21 protein-coding genes are annotated in these 21,980 nt (G+C 64.3%); 8 read left to right on the top strand and 13 right to left on the bottom strand.

Features of this window, described 5'->3' with window-relative positions; translation table 11 throughout:
* Window positions 1-11 precede the first annotated feature (11 nt).
* The 3 genes from OXG30_16360 to OXG30_16350 are packed head-to-tail and all read right to left on the bottom strand — an operon-like array spanning window position 12 to window position 3,704.
* The gene (locus OXG30_16360) at window positions 12-869 is read right to left on the bottom strand and encodes a TauD/TfdA family dioxygenase (protein ID MCY4136465.1); all 858 of its coding nucleotides are present in this window, start codon (window positions 867-869) and stop codon (window positions 12-14) included.
* Window positions 866-1,339, bottom strand: a complete 474-nt coding sequence (locus OXG30_16355; protein ID MCY4136464.1) for a hypothetical protein — start codon at window positions 1,337-1,339, stop codon at window positions 866-868. The genes OXG30_16360 and OXG30_16355 overlap by 4 nt, the downstream gene beginning before the upstream one ends.
* A 10-nt stretch (window positions 1,340-1,349) precedes the next feature.
* Entirely contained in the window at window positions 1,350-3,704 is a 2,355-nt protein-coding gene (locus tag OXG30_16350; GenBank protein MCY4136463.1) for a xanthine dehydrogenase family protein molybdopterin-binding subunit, read from the bottom strand.
* A gap of 28 nt (window positions 3,705-3,732) precedes the next feature.
* On the opposite strand from OXG30_16350, the gene OXG30_16345 reads away from it, so the two are divergent.
* Window positions 3,733-4,608, top strand: coding sequence for an ROK family protein (locus OXG30_16345; protein MCY4136462.1), 876 nt, complete (start codon window positions 3,733-3,735; stop codon window positions 4,606-4,608).
* Between the two features lie 15 nt (window positions 4,609-4,623).
* Here OXG30_16345 and OXG30_16340 read toward each other — a convergent pair whose 3' ends face one another.
* From OXG30_16340 to OXG30_16325, 4 genes are all read right to left on the bottom strand, one after another.
* Complete coding sequence (locus tag OXG30_16340) at window positions 4,624-5,886, bottom strand: ATP-binding protein (GenBank protein MCY4136461.1); 1,263 nt, start codon at window positions 5,884-5,886, stop codon at window positions 4,624-4,626.
* Window positions 5,887-6,170: 284 nt separating this feature from the next.
* Window positions 6,171-7,535 carry a phosphotransferase gene (locus OXG30_16335; GenBank protein ID MCY4136460.1) on the bottom strand — a complete coding sequence of 455 codons (1,365 nt, stop codon included), beginning with the start codon at window positions 7,533-7,535 and terminating at the stop codon, window positions 6,171-6,173.
* A 6-nt stretch (window positions 7,536-7,541) separates the two neighbouring features.
* Window positions 7,542-8,708: an acyl-CoA dehydrogenase family protein gene (locus tag OXG30_16330; GenBank protein MCY4136459.1), complete on the bottom strand. Its 1,167-nt coding sequence runs from the start codon at window positions 8,706-8,708 to the stop codon at window positions 7,542-7,544.
* A gap of 10 nt (window positions 8,709-8,718) precedes the next feature.
* Window positions 8,719-9,513 (bottom strand): enoyl-CoA hydratase/isomerase family protein, encoded by a 795-nt coding sequence (locus tag OXG30_16325; GenBank protein ID MCY4136458.1) that lies wholly within the window; start codon window positions 9,511-9,513, stop codon window positions 8,719-8,721.
* A gap of 117 nt (window positions 9,514-9,630) precedes the next feature.
* Here OXG30_16325 and OXG30_16320 point away from each other — a divergent pair, with 117 nt between their 5' ends.
* Together OXG30_16320 and OXG30_16315 are read left to right on the top strand one after the other, a co-directional pair.
* The gene (locus OXG30_16320) at window positions 9,631-10,551 is read left to right on the top strand and encodes a Dyp-type peroxidase (GenBank protein MCY4136457.1); all 921 of its coding nucleotides are present in this window, start codon (window positions 9,631-9,633) and stop codon (window positions 10,549-10,551) included.
* Between the two features lie 15 nt (window positions 10,552-10,566).
* Window positions 10,567-10,941 (top strand): NYN domain-containing protein, encoded by a 375-nt coding sequence (locus tag OXG30_16315; GenBank protein MCY4136456.1) that lies wholly within the window; start codon window positions 10,567-10,569, stop codon window positions 10,939-10,941.
* Between the two features lie 19 nt (window positions 10,942-10,960).
* On the opposite strand, the gene OXG30_16310 is transcribed toward OXG30_16315, so the two are convergent.
* The 6 genes from OXG30_16310 to OXG30_16285 form a co-directional block, all read right to left on the bottom strand.
* Window positions 10,961-12,196: a cytochrome P450 gene (locus OXG30_16310; GenBank protein MCY4136455.1), complete on the bottom strand. Its 1,236-nt coding sequence runs from the start codon at window positions 12,194-12,196 to the stop codon at window positions 10,961-10,963.
* Between the two features lie 36 nt (window positions 12,197-12,232).
* Window positions 12,233-13,594 (bottom strand): ABC transporter substrate-binding protein, encoded by a 1,362-nt coding sequence (locus OXG30_16305; GenBank protein MCY4136454.1) that lies wholly within the window; start codon window positions 13,592-13,594, stop codon window positions 12,233-12,235.
* A 138-nt stretch (window positions 13,595-13,732) separates the two neighbouring features.
* Window positions 13,733-14,530 carry an ABC transporter ATP-binding protein gene (locus tag OXG30_16300; GenBank protein MCY4136453.1) on the bottom strand — a complete coding sequence of 266 codons (798 nt, stop codon included), beginning with the start codon at window positions 14,528-14,530 and terminating at the stop codon, window positions 13,733-13,735.
* Window positions 14,527-15,354 carry an ABC transporter ATP-binding protein gene (locus OXG30_16295; protein MCY4136452.1) on the bottom strand — a complete coding sequence of 276 codons (828 nt, stop codon included), beginning with the start codon at window positions 15,352-15,354 and terminating at the stop codon, window positions 14,527-14,529. Before OXG30_16295 ends, OXG30_16300 begins: the two co-directional genes overlap by 4 nt.
* Complete coding sequence (locus tag OXG30_16290; GenBank protein MCY4136451.1) at window positions 15,351-16,691, bottom strand: branched-chain amino acid ABC transporter permease; 1,341 nt, start codon at window positions 16,689-16,691, stop codon at window positions 15,351-15,353. Before OXG30_16290 ends, OXG30_16295 begins: the two co-directional genes overlap by 4 nt.
* Window positions 16,692-16,728: 37 nt before the next feature.
* Window positions 16,729-17,637, bottom strand: a complete 909-nt coding sequence (locus OXG30_16285) for a branched-chain amino acid ABC transporter permease (protein MCY4136450.1) — start codon at window positions 17,635-17,637, stop codon at window positions 16,729-16,731.
* Window positions 17,638-17,768: 131 nt separating this feature from the next.
* Between OXG30_16285 and OXG30_16280 the strand changes: the two genes are divergently transcribed.
* The 5 genes from OXG30_16280 to OXG30_16260 all read left to right on the top strand — a co-directional run.
* The gene (locus OXG30_16280) at window positions 17,769-18,332 is read left to right on the top strand and encodes a nuclear transport factor 2 family protein (protein ID MCY4136449.1); all 564 of its coding nucleotides are present in this window, start codon (window positions 17,769-17,771) and stop codon (window positions 18,330-18,332) included.
* Between the two features lie 370 nt (window positions 18,333-18,702).
* Entirely contained in the window at window positions 18,703-19,011 is a 309-nt protein-coding gene (locus OXG30_16275) for a hypothetical protein (protein MCY4136448.1), read from the top strand.
* Between the two features lie 286 nt (window positions 19,012-19,297).
* The gene (locus tag OXG30_16270; GenBank protein ID MCY4136447.1) at window positions 19,298-19,732 is read left to right on the top strand and encodes a hypothetical protein; all 435 of its coding nucleotides are present in this window, start codon (window positions 19,298-19,300) and stop codon (window positions 19,730-19,732) included.
* Window positions 19,733-19,877: 145 nt separating this feature from the next.
* Entirely contained in the window at window positions 19,878-20,666 is a 789-nt protein-coding gene (locus OXG30_16265; protein ID MCY4136446.1) for a hypothetical protein, read from the top strand.
* Window positions 20,667-21,445: 779 nt separating this feature from the next.
* A partial coding sequence (locus tag OXG30_16260; protein ID MCY4136445.1) for a hypothetical protein occupies window positions 21,446-21,980 on the top strand: 535 nt, incomplete at its 3' end.

The following is a 21,980-nucleotide window of genomic DNA, read 5'->3' as shown; positions in this document are numbered from 1 at the left end:
CCCTCGTTTTTCTACGCCACTTGGCGAGGGTCGGTGTGGCCGAGGATGTTGACGTGGCGGAGCTCGCGTACTTGGTCAGGCGGGAAGGCCTCTCGTTGGTGCATGGTCTGGGTATTGAGCCAGAAGACGGCCTCACCGACGGCCCAGTGGTGCTCGTAGACGTAGCGGTCTTGCGTGCAGTGGGCGAAGAGTTCGGCCAGCAGGGCGGTGCCCTCATCGGGGCCGTGGCCCTCGACGTCGGCGGCAAAATCAGGGCCGGTGTTGGGCCACACGCTGCGGCGGCCGCTGCGGGGATTGGTCTGCACCAGGGAGATGCAGGTGCGGTCGGCCAGCAGCGACTCGCCGTCGGTGGCTTTGAAGTAGCTTCCGAAGTCCAACCCGTCGCGCAGCCGATAAACGACGCCGATGTCATCGATACGGGCCTTGGTGTTGTCGTCGAGGTCTTGGTAGGCGGCTACCAGGTTCAGCCATTTGGTGGTCCCGCCCGATGACGGAAGCATCACCGCATCTAGGTAGAGGAACTCGATGAGCGGAGGGGTGAAGCTGAGGTCGGAGTGGTAGGTCACCACGTCGGTGCCTCCGGTGCCGACCACCCCGTCGACGTCCACGTTGGACACCCGGTTGATACCGGGGAATCCAGGTAGGCGGGACTTGTCGGCCAATGTGGGCCGCAGGGGGCCGAATGACTCACAGAAGCTGGTCACTTGAGCGGGGGTGGGGGGCTCGGGGTTGCGGAACAGAAGGAGTAGGTGTTCGTCCACTGCGGCCAGTAGTTCAGCAGCAGTTTGTGAGTCCGGGGGGGTAGCGAAGTCGTATCCGGCCACCTCCGCGCCCAGAGGGGCGTCCAGTGGGTTGATGGTCAGGCTCATCGGGGGCTGTCAATCAGCTTGGTCCGCTCGATTTGGGGATAGCCGTCCACCCAGGTGGAGGGATCGTCCCAGCGGCCCAACGGGGGCGGGTGCTCGTCGGGGTCGAGCTTGTCGTAGGGGCCGAGGCTGAAGAAGAGGTACTCGCAGCCATCCGGCCCTGAGCGCTCCGGTCCGTAGGCGAATCCACCTCTCACCCAGCGCAACTCTCCTTCTCGATAGGGCTCTTCACCTTCGACGATGAACTCACCTTTGGTCACCAGATACACCGTGTCGGACAAGTGCCAATGGGCCGCCGCGTTGCGGCCCGCCCACGACTTCACGTGCATGACCCGGTTTCCCGACGCCGGGTCTACCAGCCATCGCACGAACGGCCCCGGTTCCCGGTCGGGCTCATCGGGATCGGTGTAGTCCTCCCATTCGATGTCGGCGATGCAGATCGGCCTCCGCTCTCCGATGGGGTTGTCTTTCACAACTCCCACGCTAGTGGTCGCCTGCGGCGGGCTCAGAAGTGGGAGCGATCAGCTCGAGGATGCGACTGGGGGGGAGGTGTTGCTCGGTGATCTCGACGCTCCAGGGGACGAGGGCGTCTTCGATGGCGTTGCACACGGCGGCAGGGGCGCCGATGGCCCCGCCCTCGCCCACTCCCCGCCAGGGCACATCGCCCTGGGAGGGTCCTTCGAGGTGCTCGATGTCGATGCGGGGGATTTCGGCTGCGGTGGGCAGCAGGTAGTCCATGAATGTGGATGTGGTACACTGCCCGCTGTCGTCGTAGACGATGCGCTCGAGCAGCACGCTGCCGATTCCCTGTGCCACCCCGCCCCGGATCTGGCCCTCCACCACCGCGGGGTTGATCATCTCTCCGCAGTCCTCCACCACCAGATAGCGGGGCACGGTTACCAGCCCGGTGCCGGGGTCCAGTTCCACCCAGCACACGTGGGTCGACTGGGTCCACCCTCCGGCGGGGGTCTCAAAGTCGAACGATGCGTCGAAGCCGTCGCCCAGTGCGTCGTCCAGGGTGAACGGGGCCATGTACGACAGCCGGGCCACCTCGGCGACGGTCTTGGAGCGGTCGGGCGATCCCCGCACGGACACCACCCCGTCGACGATCTCTAGATCATCGGGGTTGGCCTCCAGCAGCCCGGCCACCACCGCCAGCAGCTTGTGGCGCACGATTCGGGCCGCGCCCTGGGCCGCTCCGGCGCCCAGCGTGGCCGCCCGGCTCCCGCCGGTGCCCACCATGTTGAAAGGCACCTGGTCGGTGTCCCCGCACACCACCCGTACGTTGTCGATGGGCACCCCCAGCTCGTCGGCCACCACCTGCGACAGGGTGGTCTCGTGGCTCTGGCCGTGGGGCTGCTGGCTGGTGAAAGCGGTCACCGAGCCGTCGGGTTCTAGTTTCACCCGAGCCCGCTGCATCGATCGCTGCTCGTAGGTGAAGCCCAGCGCCTGGCCGTAGTTGGTGGGGCCGGGACCGGGTTCCAAGTAGGTGCATAGGCCGATGCCCAGATGGCGCCCCTCTGATCGGGCTTCAGCCTGGGCGGCCCGAAAGCCCTGGTAGTAGGCCAGCTCCACCGCTCGGTCCAGGGTTTGGTTGATGGTCATGAAATCCAGGGTGGGGCCGGTGAGCATGGCGCCGGGGAACTGGTCGTCGCCCATGTAGTTGCGGCGTCGTACCTCCAGAGGGTCGAGTTCGAGCCGGCGGGCGATGAGGTCCATGAGGCGCTCCCGCACCCAGCACTCGATCTCCCACGGCCCCCGGTAGGCCACGAAAGATGCCTTGTTGGTGGCCACCACCGAACCGCGGAACTGGTAGTGGCGCACCCGCAAGGTGCCGGGCAGCAGCACCTTGATGATGTTGGCGAACAGCGACATCGGAAGATTCAAGAACGGATAGGCACCGTGGTCCATCACCAGATCGGCTCGCAAGCCGATCACCACTCCGTTTTCATCGAGTGCGGCCTCCACGCTCACCTGCTCTTCGCGGGCGTGGCCGCCGGCCACTAGATTCTCGGCTCGATCCTCCATCCAGCGCACTGGCCGGCCCAGCAGGCGAGCGGCTGCGCACACTGCAACGTCCTCCCGTGTGGGGTTGGACTTCAGGCCGAACGACCCGCCGATGCTGTCGCAGGTCACCCGCAACTGCGCGGCCGGCAGCCCCAAGATGGCCGACAGGTGTACCCGTAACGCGTGGGGGTTCTGATGGGACACCTCGTAGCGGAGGTTGCCGGCAGAAGGGTCGTACTCGGCCACCCCGCCCCGGGTCTCTAGGGGGACGCAGGTGTGGCGGTGCTGGGTGAGCGTCTCGGATATGACATGGGCGGCCGATGCGAAGGCCTCGTCGGGGTCGCCCCACACCTCCCCTCCCGACCACAGCACGTTGTCGGGGGCTTCATCCCAAACGGCGGCGGCGTTCTCGCCCATCGCGGCGGCACCGGTCACCGGGGACAGCGGCTCGATGTCGATCTCCACCGCATCGGCGCCGTCTTCAGCCGCGGCCCGGCTGGTGGCAATCACCAACGCGACCGGATCGCCCGCGAAACGCACCTTCTCATCGGCCAATGGCAGATGAGCGGGCACGATCAGCGGTCCGGCTGTGCCCAGTCCCATGGGGGAGCAGCACTGGGCGAGATCCTCGGCAGTCAGCACGGCTACGACGCCTTCGGTATCCAGAGCGGCATCGGCGTCGACAGAAACCAGTCGCCCGTGGGCCACTGGACTGCGCACGAACACCGCTTCCAGCATGTCGGGACGGTTGATGTCGTCGACAAACCGACCCGCGCCGGCCAGCAGTCGGGGATCCTCCCGTCGGGGAACACTGGAGCCGATGAACCGCATAGTGGCCGAGCGTATTAGTTTTCTCCCCGTGGAAATAGTGCTCGACGGCCCGGTGCTGGCCGTGGACATCGGCGGCACCAAGGTGGCCGTCGGCGTGGTTGCCCCCGATGGGCAGGTGCTGTGCCAGCGTCGAGGGCCGTCTCAGGCTGCCGACGAAGAAGCGCTGTTCACCCTGATTGTGGCGTTGGCGCGGGAGGTTCTCGAGGAACACAGCCAGCCGGTGAGCGTGTGCGGGGTGGGCAGCGGCGGGCCGTCTCGAGACAACCATCGGTTGCTGTCTCCGCTCAACATCGCCGTGTGGCGGGACTTCCCCCTTCGAGATCGTCTGTCTGAGGCCCTCGGAATACCGGTGGCGGTGGACAACGACGCCAAGGCTCTGGCCTTGGCGGAAGGATGGGTGGGCGGTGCCGTCGGAGAAAACAACTACCTGGCCATGGTGGTTTCCACCGGCATAGGGGGCGGCATCGTGCTGAACGGGCGGCTGCTTGACGGCGCCGACGGCAATGCCGGCCACATTGGCCACATCTTCGTGGCCGAGGGCGGTCGGGCCGACGCGGCCGGGGCGGTGGGCCTGCTGGAGGGCCAAGCGTCGGGCACTGCGATCGCCGACCTGCTCGACGGGGTCGCCCCCTCTGATGCGCCGGTGGAGATGCGCCGTCGAGTGGGCACGCTGGTAGGTCGGGGAGTGGGCTCAGTGGCAAACCTGCTGGACCTTCGCCTGGCCGTGGTCGGCGGATCGGTGGCCCTGGGCTACGGCGACGACTTCTTCGACGCCGCCCAAGCCGAGATCGACCGCATCTGCCTTTTGGTCCACTCCCAAGGGGCTCGCATCGTCCCCAGCCCCCTCGGCTCCGACGGCGGCCTTATCGGCGCGGCTGCCGTCGCGGGCCGCACCCTGAACTGAGGTCGTGTTCAAGGATCAGATGGTTGGGTCCGACCACAGGCAGTTGATGGGGCGGAGATGGAGGCGGTCGCCGATCTTGCCGTGTTGGTCGCCGGTGTGGAGCAGAATGCCGGCTCGGTAGCTGCCGGGGGCGACGATGTCCAGCTTGTCTCGCAACCAGGCAAGGTGGTTGAGCTGGGCCAGGCTGGGGGAGCGAGTGGCCTTGATCTCCACCGCGGCCACGTCGCCATTGGGGGCTTCGAGCACAAGATCCACCTCGCGGCCCTGGTTGTCACGGTAGTGAGAGAGGGTCAGGTCGTGCTCTGTGGCGGAGAGCTGACGGGCGATCTCGTTTACGGCAAATGTCTCGAGGAGCGGTCCGGTAGCCGGAGCGGCTGGTGGCACGAGGGCGTCAGCGTCGAGCCTCAGGAGGCTGGCAGCGAGGCCGCTGTCGGTTATGTGGAACTTGGGCCGGCGCATCGGACGGGAGGGCAGGTTCCGGGACCAAGCAGGGAGTTCGTGGACCAAGAACACTGTCTGAAGCCACTCGAAGTAGGAGGCGACTGCCGGACGACTCACTTCTAGCCTTCTCGCTGCGTCTGAGAGGTTTATGTGGCTGCTGGTGAGTCCGGCGGTCCACCGCAGAAGGGCCGGGAGAGCGGCGGCTTTGCGGATGTCGACGAGCGAGGCGATGTCGCGCTGAGCAACTGTTTCGATGTAGCTGCGAAACCAACTCCTCCTCCGATTGGGAGCTAAGTTCACGACCTCTGGGTAGCCGCCTCGGCAGGCGAGTTCGAGATAATCGCTTCGGGCCATTCCATCAGCGGGAGGCAGGCGATGCTGGCCATCGAACCAGCTTCCAATCTCGGTGGGGTGCGAACCGGCCAATTCTGCCTCTGACAGCGGCCACAACCGGAAAATCTGAACCCGTCCCGCCAACGACTCGCTGATGGTTGGAACGGTCAGGAAGTTGGTGGACCCTGTGAGCAGGAACCGGCCTGGTGTCGGCTCAGCGTCCACGAGCTGCTTCACCGCCCGGATGAGTCTGTCTCCGCCTAGCTGGACTTCGTCCACCGCAAGGGGGTGGCGCTGATTGGCCAGGAAACTCAGCGGGTCATCATGGGCAAGTTGAAGTTGGGCCTGGTCATCCAGGGAGACATAGGTTCCTCCCTGGCTTTCGACGACTGCCTGGGCCAGTGTCGTTTTGCCGCACTGACGGGCTCCGTGGATCAAGACCACTCGGGACCATTCCAAGGCGTCTTGAACTTGAGGCTGAATGTGCCGCCTAACGAGCGCCATGTCGTGATCCTAACCCCTGCTTCGCAAACGACTAGGCTACTAATTGACAAACTGTATGCTATCTGATTTGCAAATTGCAGTGCTCCTAATCGACAAACTGTCAAATCCCTATTTTGCAAACAAAGTTCCACCGACTCGGGGCCAGATACAGCAAGTAGAGGTACTCGACTGCGAATGCCCCCCAGATGGCCCAGCCCGCAATCTCCAGTCTGGTGTCGGTGGTGAACCCATTTGAGTACCACTATGGCGACTCAGGCTGAAATCGTCCCGTCAACCCTGATTGGTCAGTCGCTGAAGGTCTGAATGCGGAGATGGCGGGCCATGGCTGAGCCGGCGGGGCCGAGGAGCATTTGAGCCCGCAGGTTGCGCTTGTGGAACAGCGTGACCAAGGCCTCGTCGTAGCTGGCAGTGTCGGAGTTGGCCAGCACGAACTGCTCAAGTTCGGCCTCGCCTTGGAGCCATGACGCCGGGCGATGGCCCAGCAGCTCGTGGAGGTCATCCAGGTCGGCGTTGGAAACCGCGTCGCCGATCTCGTCGATGCGGGCCGCGTGGCGGGCCATGCGGAACATGGTGCGCAGCTTGTAGCGCAGGTGTTCGTCTTCGATCTGCACGGTGCGCAGGTTGCGCACCAGGTGGTTGAGCACCACCTCGGCCCGGGATTCCCGGGGATCGGGCATTTCCACGGTAGGCAGCTCCACGTCGAGGATCTCGGCCAGGGCCTCGGTGGCGAACAGGTTGGTCTCGTAGCACCACTGGAGGTTGGTCATCAGGTCGGAGTCGGGCGCCGGTTCCCGCAGCGCGGCGCTGAACGGGAGCTGGTTGGAGAGGGTGAACATGAAGTGGTGGCGCTGGATGGCGTCCAGGTCCACTGGCTCGCCGGCCAGCTCGCCATAGCGGTCGTACAGCTTGGCGAAGTTTCCGAACCCGAGCACCGTGTCGCGCTGGCGCCACGCGGCCAAATCCATCATCGGGTCGCCGATGTGGCCGATCTCCACATCGAGCACGGCCAGAACCCGTCCGTCTTGATGGTGGAACTGCCCGGTATCCCACACGATGGCCGACTCCCGGCCCCGGGAAAACGGAGGATTGCGGTGCAGCCAGCCCAAGGAGAACTCGAGAAACGGGTCGGGGAGCGTCTTTACGCTGCGGTACAACTGCTCGTAGCGCCGCAAACCCAGCAAGCCCGACTCCTCGGGTCGGTCGGCACGCATAATGCCCCCGTCAACGAAGGGCTGGATGTCGAGGGCGTGCATCCGGGCCAGAATGTGCAGGTAGTCGTCCACCACGGCGTCCCGCTCGGCATCGGTGCAGTTCTCAAAGTGGTTCTCGCCGGGAACCTGGTCCATGACGTAGGCCATCGGGTCGTCGATCCAGCCGTACACCTGGGCTACGGGGATGCCGTGGTCGCCGAGCAGGCTTTGCAGCCGCATCTCGTGGTCGAGTGGGAAGACCAGGGGCATATCGGTGCGATCGCCCCGCACGCACAGCTCGAGTCGCTCGCCATTGCGCTCTAGATCGGCGAACCATACCGGCCGCCACCGGGCCTGACGGGTGATGTCGGTGACCGTGCCCCCTAAATTGTCCTCCAGCCAGGCCACCACCTTCTCGGTGGCGGCATCAGCGTCCATGGGGTCCTTGGTTACGGTCACTGCGGACTACTCCTTGGCGAGTTTGAGGCGATTGGAGATGTTGTTTCGCTGGATGGCGGAGGAGCCGCCAATGATGGGCATGACCAGCACGTCGCGAACATAGCGCTCCATGTCGAAGTCCTCCACGTAGCCGTAGGCGCCCATCACCTGCTGCATCGACAACACGATGTCTTTGGCGGTGTCGCACACGAACAGCTTGGCCATCGAGGTCTCCACCGACGCCGGCATCTCTTCATCCAGCAATCGGGCGGCGTGATAGGTCATCAGGCGGGAGGCCAATAGCCGGGTGCGGCCTTCGGAGAGCATGTGGCGGATGGATTGGTGGCTGCTGATGGGCGTGCCGAACTGGACCCGCTCTTGGGCGTAGTTCCAAGCGTCTTCGACCGCCCCGGTGGCGATGCCCAGGGCCATGGCGGCCACCTCGATCTTCTCCACATCAAGTCCCGGGCCGGCCAGCTTGGCCCATCCCTGGTTCCAGCCCTCGTCTCCGCCCACGATGTTTATAGCAGGCACTTCCACATCGGTGAAGATGACGTCGGTGGTCATCGATCCTTTGAGCCCCATGGCGTGCTGGGGCTCGATGGTTACCCCCGGGTGGCGAGGCGGGATCAGCACGAACGAGAGGTTGCGGTAGCGCTCGCCATCGGGATTGCTGTTGACCAGGGCGTATATGTAGTCGGTGTAGGTGGTTCCCGAGCAGAACCGCTTGGCCCCGTTAATCCGCACCACGTCGCCGTCGCGGACTGCGGTGGTGGTAACGCTGGCCAGATCAGAGCCCACGTCGGGCTCGGTCAGCCCGTAGGAGAACAGCATCTCACCCCGGGCCACCTTGGGCAGCCACTCTTGACGCTGGGCTTCGCTGGCCGTGTCCACCAAGTTCATACCGGCGTAGCAGGCGCCATAAATGTAGCCGCTGCCCAGGGCGGTGCTGCGACGGCACAGTTCCTCGATCACGATCATGGTGGCGGTGATGTCCCGCCCCGAACCGCCGTATTGCTCGGGGATGGTGATGCCGAACAGCCCGAGATCGGCCAGCTTGTACAGCACGCCTCGGTCGATCTCGTTGTCCCGGTCCCACTGCCTGGCCACCTCCCGGGGCACCTCGGTATCGACGAAGCGCCGAACGGTCTCTCGCAGCAACCTGTGGTGCTCGGCTTCGGGGGGATAGTCCACGGCGGTCCTTTTAGCGACCGATGAACTCAGGAGGCTCTTTGGCCAGGAATGCATCGAGGGCGATCACGAAGTCCTCGGTCATCATGGTGAGCCCCTCGGTGGACGCGGCCTGGTCAACCACCGCATCGGCCACCTGGCGAAGCCCGGCGTTGATGGACGCCTTGGTGAACTTGATGGCCATGCGGGCGCCGTCTCGCATCCGCTCGGCCATGGCCTGCACGGTGTCGTCCAACTCTTCACCGGACACGCATTCGGTGATGAGGCCGATTTCGGTTGCTTCTGGGGCCTTGATCAGATCACCGGTGAGCAGATACCGCCGGGCCCGGGCGTAGCCCACCAGCTGGGGCCACAGAAGGGCCCCGCCGTCGCCGGCCACCAGCCCCACCGAAACATGAGGGTCGCCGAACACCGATCGTTCCGAGGCGTAGACGAAGTCGCAATACAAGGCCAGCGAGCAGCCCAGACCCACCGCGGGGCCGTCCACCTTGGCCAAGATGGGCTTCTCCAGGGTGAGCGCCGTTTCGGTGATGCGCCGATCGGCCCGGATTACCCGCTCCACCTCCGACACATTTCCGGCCATGCTGCGCAACCAGGGAATGTCGCCTCCGGCGCAGAACGCCCCGCCCGCCCCGGTAAGGATGGCCACGTCGGTGTCGGGGTCTTGGTCGAGGTCGGTGAATATCCGGGACAAGTCGTCGTGGAGCACTGCGTTGATGGCGTTGCGGGCTTCGGGCCGGTTGAGCGCCACCGTGGTGATTCGATCAACGGTGGACACTTCTAGGGCGCCGTAGTTGTCAGGGTTCATGGGCCTCCTCCTGCAATTGTGAGGATGGGTTCTGGAATTTTGCGCTTCAAGGTGAATCTGCCCGGCAATAGTGCCAGACTTCGCTAGAAGCCGACGTTTTCAAGGAGGAGATGCGCAATGGCGACCTGCCAGCCGGCAATTTTCAACGAAATGGGCAAATACCAGTGGTACGTCCACCTCAGCCGCGGCGACGGGGCTGACTTGGGGGGCATCAAGTCGGCCATCTCCGACTGCCGCAGCAACTGCGATGCCCAGGGGATCAATCTGGTGATCGGTCTCGGCCCCACGCTGCTGGCCGACCTCACCGACGACGTTCCCGGCGACTTCCAGCCCTATCACACGGTGGAGTCCATCGACGGCAGCGGCCGCGAGGCCAAGGGCACCCAGGAGGAGTTGCTGCTGTGGATGACCCACGATGAGAAGGACCTCGTGTGGAAGGCCCAGTGGGATGCCCGCATGGCCCTGATCGCCTCAGGCATGAGCGTGGCCCGGGAGACCCCCACCTTCATCTACGGCGAGAGCCTGGACATGACCGGGTTCATCGACGGCACCGGCAACCCGGAAGACGAAGATCAGCCCGCGGTGGCCATCATCGGTGACGGCGAGGCCGGTGCGGGCGGGAGCTTCATCATCGCCCAGCGCTGGGTCCATGACTTGGTGGCCTGGGAGAAGCTGGATGTGCCCACCCAAGAGGTGAACTTCGGCCGGACCAAGGCCAACTCCACCCGCCTGGACGAGCAGGCCCCGCACTCGCACCTCTCCCACGTGGAGCTGCGCGACGGCGAAACTGCCGATGCGTCCAAGCCCAAACGGGATGAGATCGCCCGCCGGTCCACGCCGTATGCCTTCCACGACGGCACCGTGGGCCTGTACTTCATGGCGTTCTGCAAGACCCAGGCCCCGTTCCGGGAGCGCATGGATGCGATGTACGGCCGCAACGGCCAGGTGCGCGACATGCTCACCGACTTCTCGAACCCCGCTTCGGGCAGTTACTACTTCGCTCCGTCGGTGGAGTGCCTGGATTCCAGCCTGGCTTAGTGGAGGTCAACCACAGTGATTGTGGTTGATGCTATGAACGTGATCGGGTGTCGGCCTGATGGGTGGTGGGCTGATCGGGACGGCGCGCTGATCCGGCTGGTCGAAGACTTGGGCGATGCCGGAGTCCCGGCCCTGGTCGTGGCCGACGGCCGACCGGTGCCCAGCCTGCCTGCTGGCAGTCATGGTCCGGTCGAGCTGGCCTATGCCTCTCGTCGCGGCCCGAATGCGGCTGATGAGCGCATTGCTGATGAGGTGGCCGCAATGGATGACCCGTCAGCTGCCACGGTGGTCACCTCCGACCGCGAGCTTGCCCGCCAAGTACGCCGCCACGGTGCCGTCGTCGTCGGAGCCCGAGCCTTCCGCGACCGCCTGGACCGCCGCCTGGGGTAGGTCCTGCCCGGTATTCCGGTCAGGCGGCGGGGTGGAGGATTACGTCGAGGGTCTCGGGGGAGCGGAGCACGATGCCGGTGTCGGGGGGCACGTCGCCGGCGAACTCGAAGCAGTCGAACCGGTCGACCAAGTATTCCAAGGTGCGCTCCATTTCCAGCTTGGCCAGCAGTGAGCCGGTGCAGGTGTGAGGGCCGGCGCCGAAGGCCCGAACCGGGCCGATCGGGGTGTAGTTGGGGCGCTCTGCCCCCTCGAAGCGGCCCACGTCGAATGCTTCGGGGTTGTCGAAGCGGTCGGAGTCGTGGTTGGCGCTGGCGATGAAACCCATGAGCTTGCTCTCGGCCGGGATTACGGTGCCGCAGACCTCCATGTCCTGTTTGGCCATGCGCACAATGGCCTGGACCGGAGGGCGGAAGCGGAGAATCTCGGTGGACGCCGAGCTGGCCAGCGACGGGTCGTCCTTCAGGCGCTGCCACTGCTCGGGCTGCAAGATGAGGTGTTTGACCAGGTTGGCCAGCGCCCGGTCGGTGGTCTCGATGCCAGCCGACAGCAAGAACGCGGTGAAGCTGCGAACCTCGTCGTCGGACAGCCGCTCGCCCTCGTATTCCATGGAGCACAAATCGGATAAGAGTTCGTCTCCAGGACAGGTGCGGCGCTCGTCGATGGACGGGGTAACGAAGTCATAGAGCTCATCCCGGGCCGCCTCCCCCTGGGCGTGGATCACGGGGTCTTGGCTGATGTTCGAGGTTCCCGCCGCGACGATGTCGTTGTACCAGTTGCGGAAGTTGCTGGCCTCGCCCATGTCCATCAGCTCGGCGATGGCGCCCAGCGGAACCGGCTCGGTGAGCCCGGTCCGCAGGTCAGCCACCTCGGGGGCCACCGGAAGTTGCTCTCCGTATTCGTGGACCAACCCGGACACGATCTCCTCGATGGTGGATCCGAGATAGCGGGGGCCGCGCAGGCGCTTGGCCAAGATGGCGTCTTTACGGCGGTGCTCGTCGCCCGACATCTGCAAGATGGCCCGGCCGAAGATGCTGGAGGTGCCCGGCCGATTCATCAGCGGCCCGTAGTGTTCGCCGTCCTCCAGCATCTCGGTGATGTCGTCCCACCGGGTCAGCACCCACGCTTGGAGCGGCTCAGCCCACATCACCGGGGCCTCCTCCCGCATCCGGTGGAAGATGGGGTAAGGGTCGGCCCCGACGTTCGCCTCCAGATAGGAGGCGAACGCCGGGGCGACGGAGTTCTCGGCCACACTCATGCGGACAAGTTAGACCAGCCGTCTCCGGCTGTTGGTCTAGCCGATCTCGATCCCGTACTCGCCGTCGAAGTTGTCGGCGTAGAAGCTGAACGGATTGGCCGGCACCATGCCTCCGGAAGCGGCGTCGAGCGAGAACGCCGCGCCGCACTGGCTGTGGGGGCCGGAGCTCCAGTCGATCGGGCAGGTGATGCCCATGGTGTCGAAGCTGCCCTTGAGGGCCTCGGTGAGGCTCTCGCGGCTCAACTCACCGGTTTCAGCAGCCCGCTCCACGGCCTGGTGGAACACGTAGCCGTTCAAGAATCCATGCGAGAAGTTCAGGTTCAGGTGCTGCCCGTCGTAGCCGGCCAGCGAAGCGCAGCGCTCCATCTCGGCGGAGGCCTCAATGTCGTTGTTGGCGGTGAGGAATGAGTGCATGCCGAAGGTCTGGTCGCTGATCTCCTCGGGACCTTCGGTCCAGATGGAGTTGGCCGCGATCCCGTGGATGCCGATGATGGGTATGTCAGTGATGCCAGCGTCGGCCATCCCCTGCATAACCACCAGGCCCGCGCCGGGCGACCCGTGGAGGGTGACGTAGTTCACGCCATCGTTGTCGATGCCCTCCTGGAGTGCCGCCATCTGGGCGACCACCTCGGTGGCGCCCGGAGCCACATACTGGGTGCCCACATAGGTGCCGCCACCCCTGTTGACCGACTGCTCCACATAGGCGGCGAACTCGGTGCCGGAGGGAACCTCGAGGCTGATGCCCATGACCACTGCGTTCTCGATGCCACCCACATCGGCGGCGATCTGGCCGGCGGCCAGGTCGGCCTGGTCACCGTAGTGGGCCAGGTTGTTGAAGTACTGGTCGCCTTCGAGCTGGATGTCGATGGTCTGGGGTGGGCCGATCACCGGCAGGTTCAGGGCCTCAACATCGGGCTGGAGCTGGGTGCTGATGTGCGAGCCGCCCAAGCCGAGCAGGGCGATCACCTTGTCGTCCTCGGTGAGCTTGGTGAAGTTGATGGCCGCGGTCTCCGCGCTGAACTGGTCGTCTTCGGGCAGGTACTCGATCATCCGCCCCAAGATGCCGCCAGCCTCGTTGACGCACTCGAAGTAGGCCTCGATGCCGTGGCTGTTGAAAGACTGCGATGAGGCGGTCGGACCGGTCAGGTCGCCCATCCATCCGACTTTGATCGAGCTTGAGGTGACACCGTTGTCCGGGTTGTCAGGCACCATCATTTCGGAAGGAGCCTCCTCCTCTGCTGGGGCGGGTGCCTCGGTGGCCGCAGGAGCGGGTGCTTCTTCTTCCGCAGGCGCTGGCGCTGGTGCGGCACCGCCATCGTCGTCATCGTTGCCACAGGCTGCCGCGATCAGTGCGAACGCGAACAGGGCTACGACAAGGTTCAGCCAGCGTCGGGTCATGGGTAGTCCCCCTCAAATGTGTGTTTGTCTTGCTTGGAGCACCTAGTCGGGCTTCCGATAATCGGTTGTCCAACAATAGGTAGTCCTAGGCAGAAAGCTAGTCGAGATTGCGTGTCTCGGTCTAGGTCTGCCGAAAGGTCAGCTTTCCGCCATCTCGGTGCCGAGGTAGGCGGCGATCACCCGCTCATCCTGCTGCATCTCCGCGGGGGTTCCTTCGGCGATCTTCTGGCCGAAGTCCAGCACCATCACATGGTCGGCAATCGACATGACCACCCCCATATCGTGCTCGATCAAAAACACGGTCATGTTGAGTTCGTCTTGGGCGGCGTACACGTAGCGGATCATGTCCTGCTTCTCGTCCACGCTCATGCCGGCCATGGGCTCATCGAGCATCAACATCTCGGGCTCCATGGCCAGAACTCGGCCGAACTCGATCCGCTTTTGCACCCCATAGGGCAAGTCGCCCACCGAATCGCGCTTGAACGCGCCCAAGTCCAGCAAATCCACTACCCGCTCGATGGCTTGGCGGGCGGCCAACTCTCGCTTGACCGCCCCGGGGGTGAACAGACCGCCCTGGATGAGCCGGGTGTGCTCGTGGATGTAGCGCCCCAGCAGCAGGTTGGTGAGCACGTTCTCACCCATGAACAAACCCAGATTTTGAAAGGTCCGGGCCACTCCGAGTCGAGCGATTTGGAAGGGCCGGTAGGCCAGCAGGTCTTCAGTGGGCTCGCCCTGGGGATGGAATCGTACTTGGGCGCCGGGCAGAGGCTTGTACACGCCGGATATGGCGTTGACCAGCGTGGTCTTTCCTGCACCGTTGGGGCCGATGAGGGCGAACAGAGATCCCCGCTCCACCCGACCGCTGATCGAGTCGCAGGCCCGCACCCCGCCGAACTGCACGGTCACGTCGTCGAAGGTCAAGATGGCGTCGCTCATGAATCGCCACCGGTCTTCTTGCGCACCCCGCGCCTTGTGCCGCTGGGGCGCTCGATGGCGGCATAGGAGGTGTGAGCCTCACCGCCGCCGCCCAGATAGAGCTCCTGCACCATGGGATTGCCTCGGAGCTCGGCTGCGCTGCCCTCCATCAGCACCCGGCCCAGTTCAAGCACGTAGGCGTCGGACGCGTGCTCTAAGGCAAGGCTGGCGTTCTGCTCGATCACCAGGATCGACGTGCCCCGGGTCTCGTTGATCTCGGTGAGCAACTCGAACAGCCGGTGCACAATCTTTGGGGCCAGCCCCAACGACAGCTCATCGCAGATCAACAAGGATGGCTGCGACATCAGGGCCCGCCCAACCGCCACCATCTGCTGCTCGCCGCCTGATAGCAGCCCGGCGGTCTGGCTGAGCAGCGGGCGAAGTTGGGGGAACAGCTCGAGGTTCTGTTCCAGCGAATCGTCGATTCCGGAAAGGTCGCTGCGGCTAGCCGCCCCGCACAGCAGGTTCTCCTTCACCGTGAGGTTGGGGAACAGCTTGCGGCCCTCGGGTACTTGGGCCACGCCAGCAGCAACGATATCGGGGCTCTTCTTGCCCAAAATCGACTCTCCGCCCAATACGATGCTGCCTCGGCGCACTCGGCCCTTGTGGAGGTAGAGCAGGCCGGTGATCGACCGAACCAGGGTGGTCTTTCCCGCTCCGTTCGCCCCCAAGACCGTGACGAATCCGCCGGAGGGCACGGCAATGTGTACGTCATCAAGCGCAGTGACGCCTCCGTAGACCACCGTAAGGCGTTCAATCATCAGGTCGAGTCCGCGGGCGTTCATGGATTGCTCCTGGCCAGTGTGCGGCCCAACCAGTTCTTGAAGTCCCGCCACATCCCGGCCAAGCCATCAGGCTTGAACATCAAGATGATCACCACCAGGAATCCCTTGATGGCCAAGTCGATCTCGCTGGGGTAGTCGCTGAGGAAGTCGATGTCCCTCACGAACCAGAGTTCCTCCCGGGCCCACTTGAACCACTCGGGCAGGAACCAGAAGAACGCCGATCCGAAGATGGCCCCCTGGATGCTGGAGAAGCCGCCGACCACGATGATGATGGCGTAGTTCAACACTGTCTGAACGTTGAAGCTGTCCTCGCCCCGGGAGCCGATGTAGAACGAGGCCAGCACTCCCGACATGGACACAATCGCAGAAGACAAAGCGAAGGCAAAAAGCTTGGACCGGGCCACGTTTATGCCCAGCAGCGATGCGGAGACGTCCCGGTCGCGCACCGCGGCGAAAGCCCGCCCCTCCCGAGTCCGAACCACGTTCACCATGAACAGAATCGAAAGCACCGTGATGGGCATGAGCACCCAATACCACCGGAACTGGCCGGTGATGACGAACTCGCCGTTTTGGTCGGGGTCGATGCCGGGCAGCCAGTGCAGCCAGGAGGCGATCCGCGGGGAGTTCTCGCCCTTGAAGCGGATGCCGACGAAGCCGAAGTACTCCTGGAGGTACTCCCGCCACACCAGCATCATCACGAAGTGGAAGCCGAAAGTGGCCAGCAGCAGGTAGAGGTGTTTGAGCCGCAGGGCGGGCAGACCGGAGATTGCGCCTACCACCGCTCCGGCCAGGGCCGCAGCCGGCAGGGCGTACCACATGTTTCCGCCGCTCCACTGCACCCCGACGATGCCGCCGACGATGCTGCCCAAAGCCAGAAACGCCACGTGGGCCAGGCTGATCTGGCCGGAGTAGCCCACCAGCAGGTTGAAGGCCGCGGCGCCCACGGCGAAGATCAGCACCAGGTTGACCACGGCGAACCAGGTGGCCCAGGGGAAGCCCATGGGCGGCGTGAAGTCGGAGGCCAAGATGAAGGGCAGCACCAGAAGACCGAACATGGTCAATGCCGCCCACGACCGGTCGCTGGGGGTCCGCCACAAGCGCATGTCCTCGCGGTGGGTGAGCTCGCCCCGAGGCGTCCATTTCCAGGCCAGTCGGGCGACGACGACCAAGACCACCACTGTGATCAGTGCCTTCCACCAGAAGTTCACATCGCCGGTGGTCGATCCCAGAACGAACGGCACCACCGCGGCGATGATGAAGGGAAGGAACCGCTGGAGGGTGGAAGGGCGATAGGTCTGGGCGGCTTGTTGATCTGGGGGGTTTTCCGTGGCCGTCATAGGTCGCCCCGCAAGAATGAGTCTTCCTGTTCCCAGCTCATACCCGCTCCAGGTCCTTGCGGCCCCACAGACCGGTCGGGCGCACCAGCAGCACCACGAACATCACCGAGAAAGCCACAGGCTCCCGCCACTTGGTGCCCAGGTGACCGTTGGCGAACTGCTCGATCACTCCCACCACCAGGCCGCCGACGATGGAGCCGCCCAGAGAGGTGAGCCCGCCCACTACCGCGGCGGGGAAGGCCCGCAGGCCGATGGCCTCAATGCTGCGGTCAATGGCCCCGGTGACGTGGCCGAACAGCAGTCCCCCCACCCCGGCCATGACCATGGCGGCGGCCCAGGTCATGGCGTACACCTTGTCAGGGTCGATGCCCATGGCCGCGGCGGCCTCGATGTCGTCGGCCACCGCCCGCATGTGCAGACCCAGCCGGGTGTACTTGAAGAACACGAAGAACAGCAGCACGCATGCTGCCACCACGGCAAAGATGATGATGTCCACGTGCCTAACTGTGGCACCGCCGATCTCGAAGCTGCCCTGGGGCAGCAAGTCGAGGCGGGCCCGTTCCGTAGGGCCGTAGAAGATCAGCAAAAGGGCGCGGATGATGGTGGCGATGCCCAGCGTGATCAGCACAATGGCAAAGAAGCCTTGCCCCACCATTCGTCGCATGATTCCGTAATGGACCAATAGTCCGAACACCAGCATCACCAGCAGCAACACGAAAACGCCCAAGAAGAAGTTGAGGTTCTCCGATATCAAAAACGTCAGCGCGAAGTAGGCCCCGAGCATCAGGAATTCCCCGTGGGCCAGGTTCAGCACGTCGGTGCTCTTGTAGACGAGCACGAAGCCAAGAGCCACCACGGCGTAGATGGCTCCAAGGGCTAACCCGCCGATCAACAACTGCAAATTGACGCTTGGATCAGCAGTGAAGTTGCCGAAAGCTAGAAGCATGGCCCCCCTCAGGTTCACCGGGTGTTGCCGGTCAACAGAGGGCGACGGTAGTTTTCGCTGGCCGAAGCCGACAAATCCCGATGGCTCCCGACCGGGGGCATCAGGGGCTTGAGAATTGAGAGGCAAATGAAATGACCAGTGCGACTGATGGCCTGTCTGAGCGAATTGCCGGCCTTGAGGCCCGGGAGGAGATCCGCGATCTGGTGGTTCGCTACGGCATGGCGGTGGACGACCGGGACATGGACGCGGTGGCCGCCATGTTTACCGAAGATGCCGTTTTCCGCCACGGCGACGGCGCGGTGGTCAATGAGGGGCGGTCGGCCATCGTGGACTTTTACACCGACCGGCTGTCTTCGTTCGGCGCCACATTCCACTATCCCAACAGCCATCTGGTGGAGCTCGACGCCAACCGCGCCGACCACGCCTCCGGCATCGTCAACGCCCACGCCGAATTGGGCATCGAGGGAAGGACTTTCGTGACCGGCCTGCGCTATTTCGACAAGTACCGCCACGACGCCAGGCAGTGGCGCTTTGCCGAGCGCAGCGTCGCCATGGTGTATTACATGGACATGGCCGAGTTGGTGGACGGCGGGCTCTCAGAGGCTGATCGCAAGCGCTACTTCGGCCAGATCAGCCCCGCCGAGCTTCCCGAGAGCCTGGACACCTGGAAGAAGTTCTTCGCCGAAGTCGGCTAGTGGCAGGTCCTTGCTTTGGCCAAACCACGCCTTCGGCACAGGCCCGCTCGCCCAAGAGCTCGGCCTAGTCCTGCATCGCCACCTCACCGATTCTTCCTGTGGTGGCTGCCCTTAGGGGCCGAGCGGATAGGTGAACCACATCGTTTCCTGAATCGCTCGGCGGACGCGCAGATTGGCGCGTATCCGCAGGTGACAGGTTTCTCAATGAGATATCCCTCGACAGCGTTATCCCAGGTAGGTTACCTATCCGCGCGCCATCTTAGAAGGTGTATGATGAGGGGCATAAGCTATCACAACCCCCCCATCACACCCTGCCGAGGATACCGCATCCAGCCCGGCAGGTGAACCCGAACTGAGCGGAAACCGCCAAATGAGCGATGAGTCATCACCGCTGCCGCCCTACTCGGGGAAGTTTCTCGCTGTTGATACGGTGCTGCTTATCGCCGGGGCGCTGCTTTTGCTTGACGCCCTGGACCGAGTGGCGGGCTTGACGCTCCGGTGGGGGTGGTTCCCCTACACCCCCATTTGCATGGGTTTGCTATTCGTTCTCAACATCTACAAGCTCCGCACCAGACACGCCCAGTTCATCCCCAGAGCCCTAGCGCCCCTGAGGTTCAAGCTGCTTTTGCTACTCGCTGCTGTCGCGGTGTTCGCCACAGTCATAACTCCCGCCCACTAGCCGATCACCTAGAGGGAACCGCGCCCATCGTGGTAGGCGGAATCTTGCTGAAACTGACAGGAGTTGCGCGCGCCCGGCGACCCAGCTGGGTTGCCTGGCACCTAAAGAGACCCCGCGGGTTTTCTCCTGCGGTCAGATTTGTTGGCAGGTCGGGCGCTTGCCTCATCCCCTCCACAATTGGATGGACGTACACACAAACGGATGAGGGCTTGATCTTGGCCCCCTTCGAGTCTGGCCGCGGGTCTCTTTAGGTGGAAATCCCGACCTTCCGAAGGGGGCCACCAAAATGGGCGAGCGCGCAACAGACGACAAGGCGAGCGCGGGGAGGTTCCGCTGGCTGGCTGTCTTGCTGCCGGTAGCGCTGCTGGCCGCCGGGTTGGCGCTGGTGGCATCTGACAGCACGCCGAGCGCCGAGGCCCACCCCAGCGCCCACCCCGAAGCCGGAGTGTCCGCCGGGCAGTCACAAGCACGCTGGCTGGGGCGGTTGCCACAACGTCTTCCTGGTGCATCCCACCCCGAAGCCGACTCCGAAGCCATGCACCGGGCCGTTCTGCGGCATGACCCAGGTACAAATCTGTGCAGCGGCGGGACTGCCGGTCAACTCCGGCGGAACAGGATGCGGGCCAGCGCCGACGCCGACGCCCGTGCCGACGCCGAGGCCCACGGTTACGCCGACGTCAACTCCCACCCCGAAGCCGGACCCGAAAACCCCAAGCGATGAACGCCCAGCCGGGCAGCAGCCCCGAATAACTATCGTGGGTGGCAACAACGTGACCACCTGCGTTCCGATCCCCTGCCCAGCGGGGCAGTACTCACCACCGCTGCCGTTGATCTATTTCGTTTACACGTCCGCAACCCCCCAGGTAATGACCCACGCGGAGCTAAACGAATACGTCAAGAGCGGCGGAGAGTCCACCTCCAATCTCGGCAACTGGCAAAAGGTGAGTGGGGCCCAGAACTGCTACACGCCCGTAGAAGATGCTGGCGAAACAACCATCGGGGCGAGACTGGCAAGCGCAGTTAAAACCGCCCTGGACGCGGGCAAGACCGCCGTCGGCGCGGTGGTGGAAGCTGCCAAGATCGCTGACAGGGCTCTATACGCTTCCCTTTGCAGCAGGGGCAGCTTCATAGCCGCCGCCGTCGGCGCTGGCAGCACTGCCACCGGCTTCACTTTGCACCGGGCAAGCAAGGCGGCGGCAGGTGCCAAGGCCGCAGCACTCGCCGGTGGCGCCACCGCCGCTGGCGTGGTCGGGGTGACGGTTGCCGCAATATGGGCTTACTGCACCGTTCACGATCATGTCAGCGATGCCAGCGGCGATGACAACACCGACGGTTCCGACGACACCGACGACGACTCCGACTCCGGTTCGGGTTCCGGCGACTCCACCCCCGCACCCACGCCGACGCCTGCGCCGACTCCCACCGCCACTCCCGCGCCGACGCCTGCGCCGACTCGGCACCCTGTTTGCGGGGTTGCTGCTAGCAACGAGGTGATAGAGGTGATGCCGTTATACACGAGCTTGCGGTGCGGGCCGACTCAGAGGGAGGAGGCCGCTGGCAGCAGCGAGTGTACCGCTGTTGGGCTGTGGAAGAGCGCGGGTGGGGAGATGCTGTATATCTGCGTTCGCGGCTGGTGGGGCCGGAGGAACAGGTAGCGGGCCGGTCGGGGGCGGGCGAGCATATCGTGGCCGCTGGTGCGCTGTAGCCCGGCGCGGTCACCTAGACTCGGGGGTATAGCTTTATACAACCCCCCACCACACCTCCCCGACAATACAGCTTCCGACCCGGCGCGGGAGTGGCTGGAGCGGGACGGCAGCGCGTCGAACCATCTCATATCCTCAGAGGCTGGTCGCCCGCGATGGTTCCTCATGGTGTTTATAGCGGTATGCGTTTTGCCATCTCTAGCGCCAACGGGAGTGTGGCTGGCTTATTGGCTTCTTCAGCCTAGGCTGCCGTATTGGTCCATAACTTTGCTTGTAATCGTTTGGGTGGCGGTGCTGGTAGTAGTTCTTCGCGCTATAGGGAAGCGGTACGCCGACGATCCTGATTTCAACCGCTGGCACCGAGCCTATTTCAACCGAGTTGGTGGACGGCGGGCTCTCAGAGGCTGATCGCAAGCGCTACTTCGGCCAGATCAGCCCCGCCGAGCTTCCCGAGAGCCTGGACACCTGGAAGAAGTTCTTCGCCGAAGTCGGCTAGTGGCAGGTCCTTGCTTTGGCCAAACCACGCCTTCGGCACAGGCCCGCTCGCCCAAGAGCTCGGCCTAGTCCTGCATCGCCACCTCACCGATTCTTCCTGTGGTGGCTGCCCTTAGCCTGCGCCCTGTCCAGTGGTATGGGTAGCGGGGTCCGTGTGCTGGCCTTCCTTTGGCTGTTGGGGGAGGAGGATGCCGATTTGAAACTTGTGGGGGGGGGGGGGGGTATCGTCGCCCTTCATGTTCTTGAGTTCTGTGTGTGTGAGGCGTTGGAGCCGGGCGGTGGTGCTGGCCGTCGCGGTGGTGTGCTTGGCGGCGTCGATGCTGGCGGTGCCGGTTGCGGGCGCGCAAGCCGGCGCCCCCCAAGTTGAGGAGGTGGAAGCGCGCGACCGGCTGATTGCCGACCAGGAGAACCTGCTGAATGCCTACCGGTGCATGTTCAACACCGACACCGAAGTCGTGCCCGGAGGGTGCCCCGACCCCGACGCCGTGTCTCCCGGCGCGGCCCCGCCCAACCCCACCCCAGACGACGTCTCAGTCAGAGACGGGCTGATCCAAAGCCAGGAAGCTCTGCTCAACGTCTACCGCTGCCAATACAGCATCGACACCCACGTCGTGCCCGGCGGCTGCGCCGACAACACCCCACCAGCCGAACCAACCCCAAGCCCATCCACCCCCATCGACAACACCATCCGCTATCGAACCGCTTTGAGGTTTATGGGGTCGGACTTCAGGGAGTACTTCTGTGCCCCCAACCCCGATAAGACTATCGCCT

This window comes from bacterium (assembly GCA_026708015.1).
Taxonomy (GTDB): domain Bacteria; phylum Actinomycetota; class Acidimicrobiia; order Acidimicrobiales; family Bin134; genus Poriferisocius.
The sequence above is the reverse complement of the archived record's forward strand: the minus strand, read 5'-3'. Positions and strand labels throughout refer to the sequence as shown.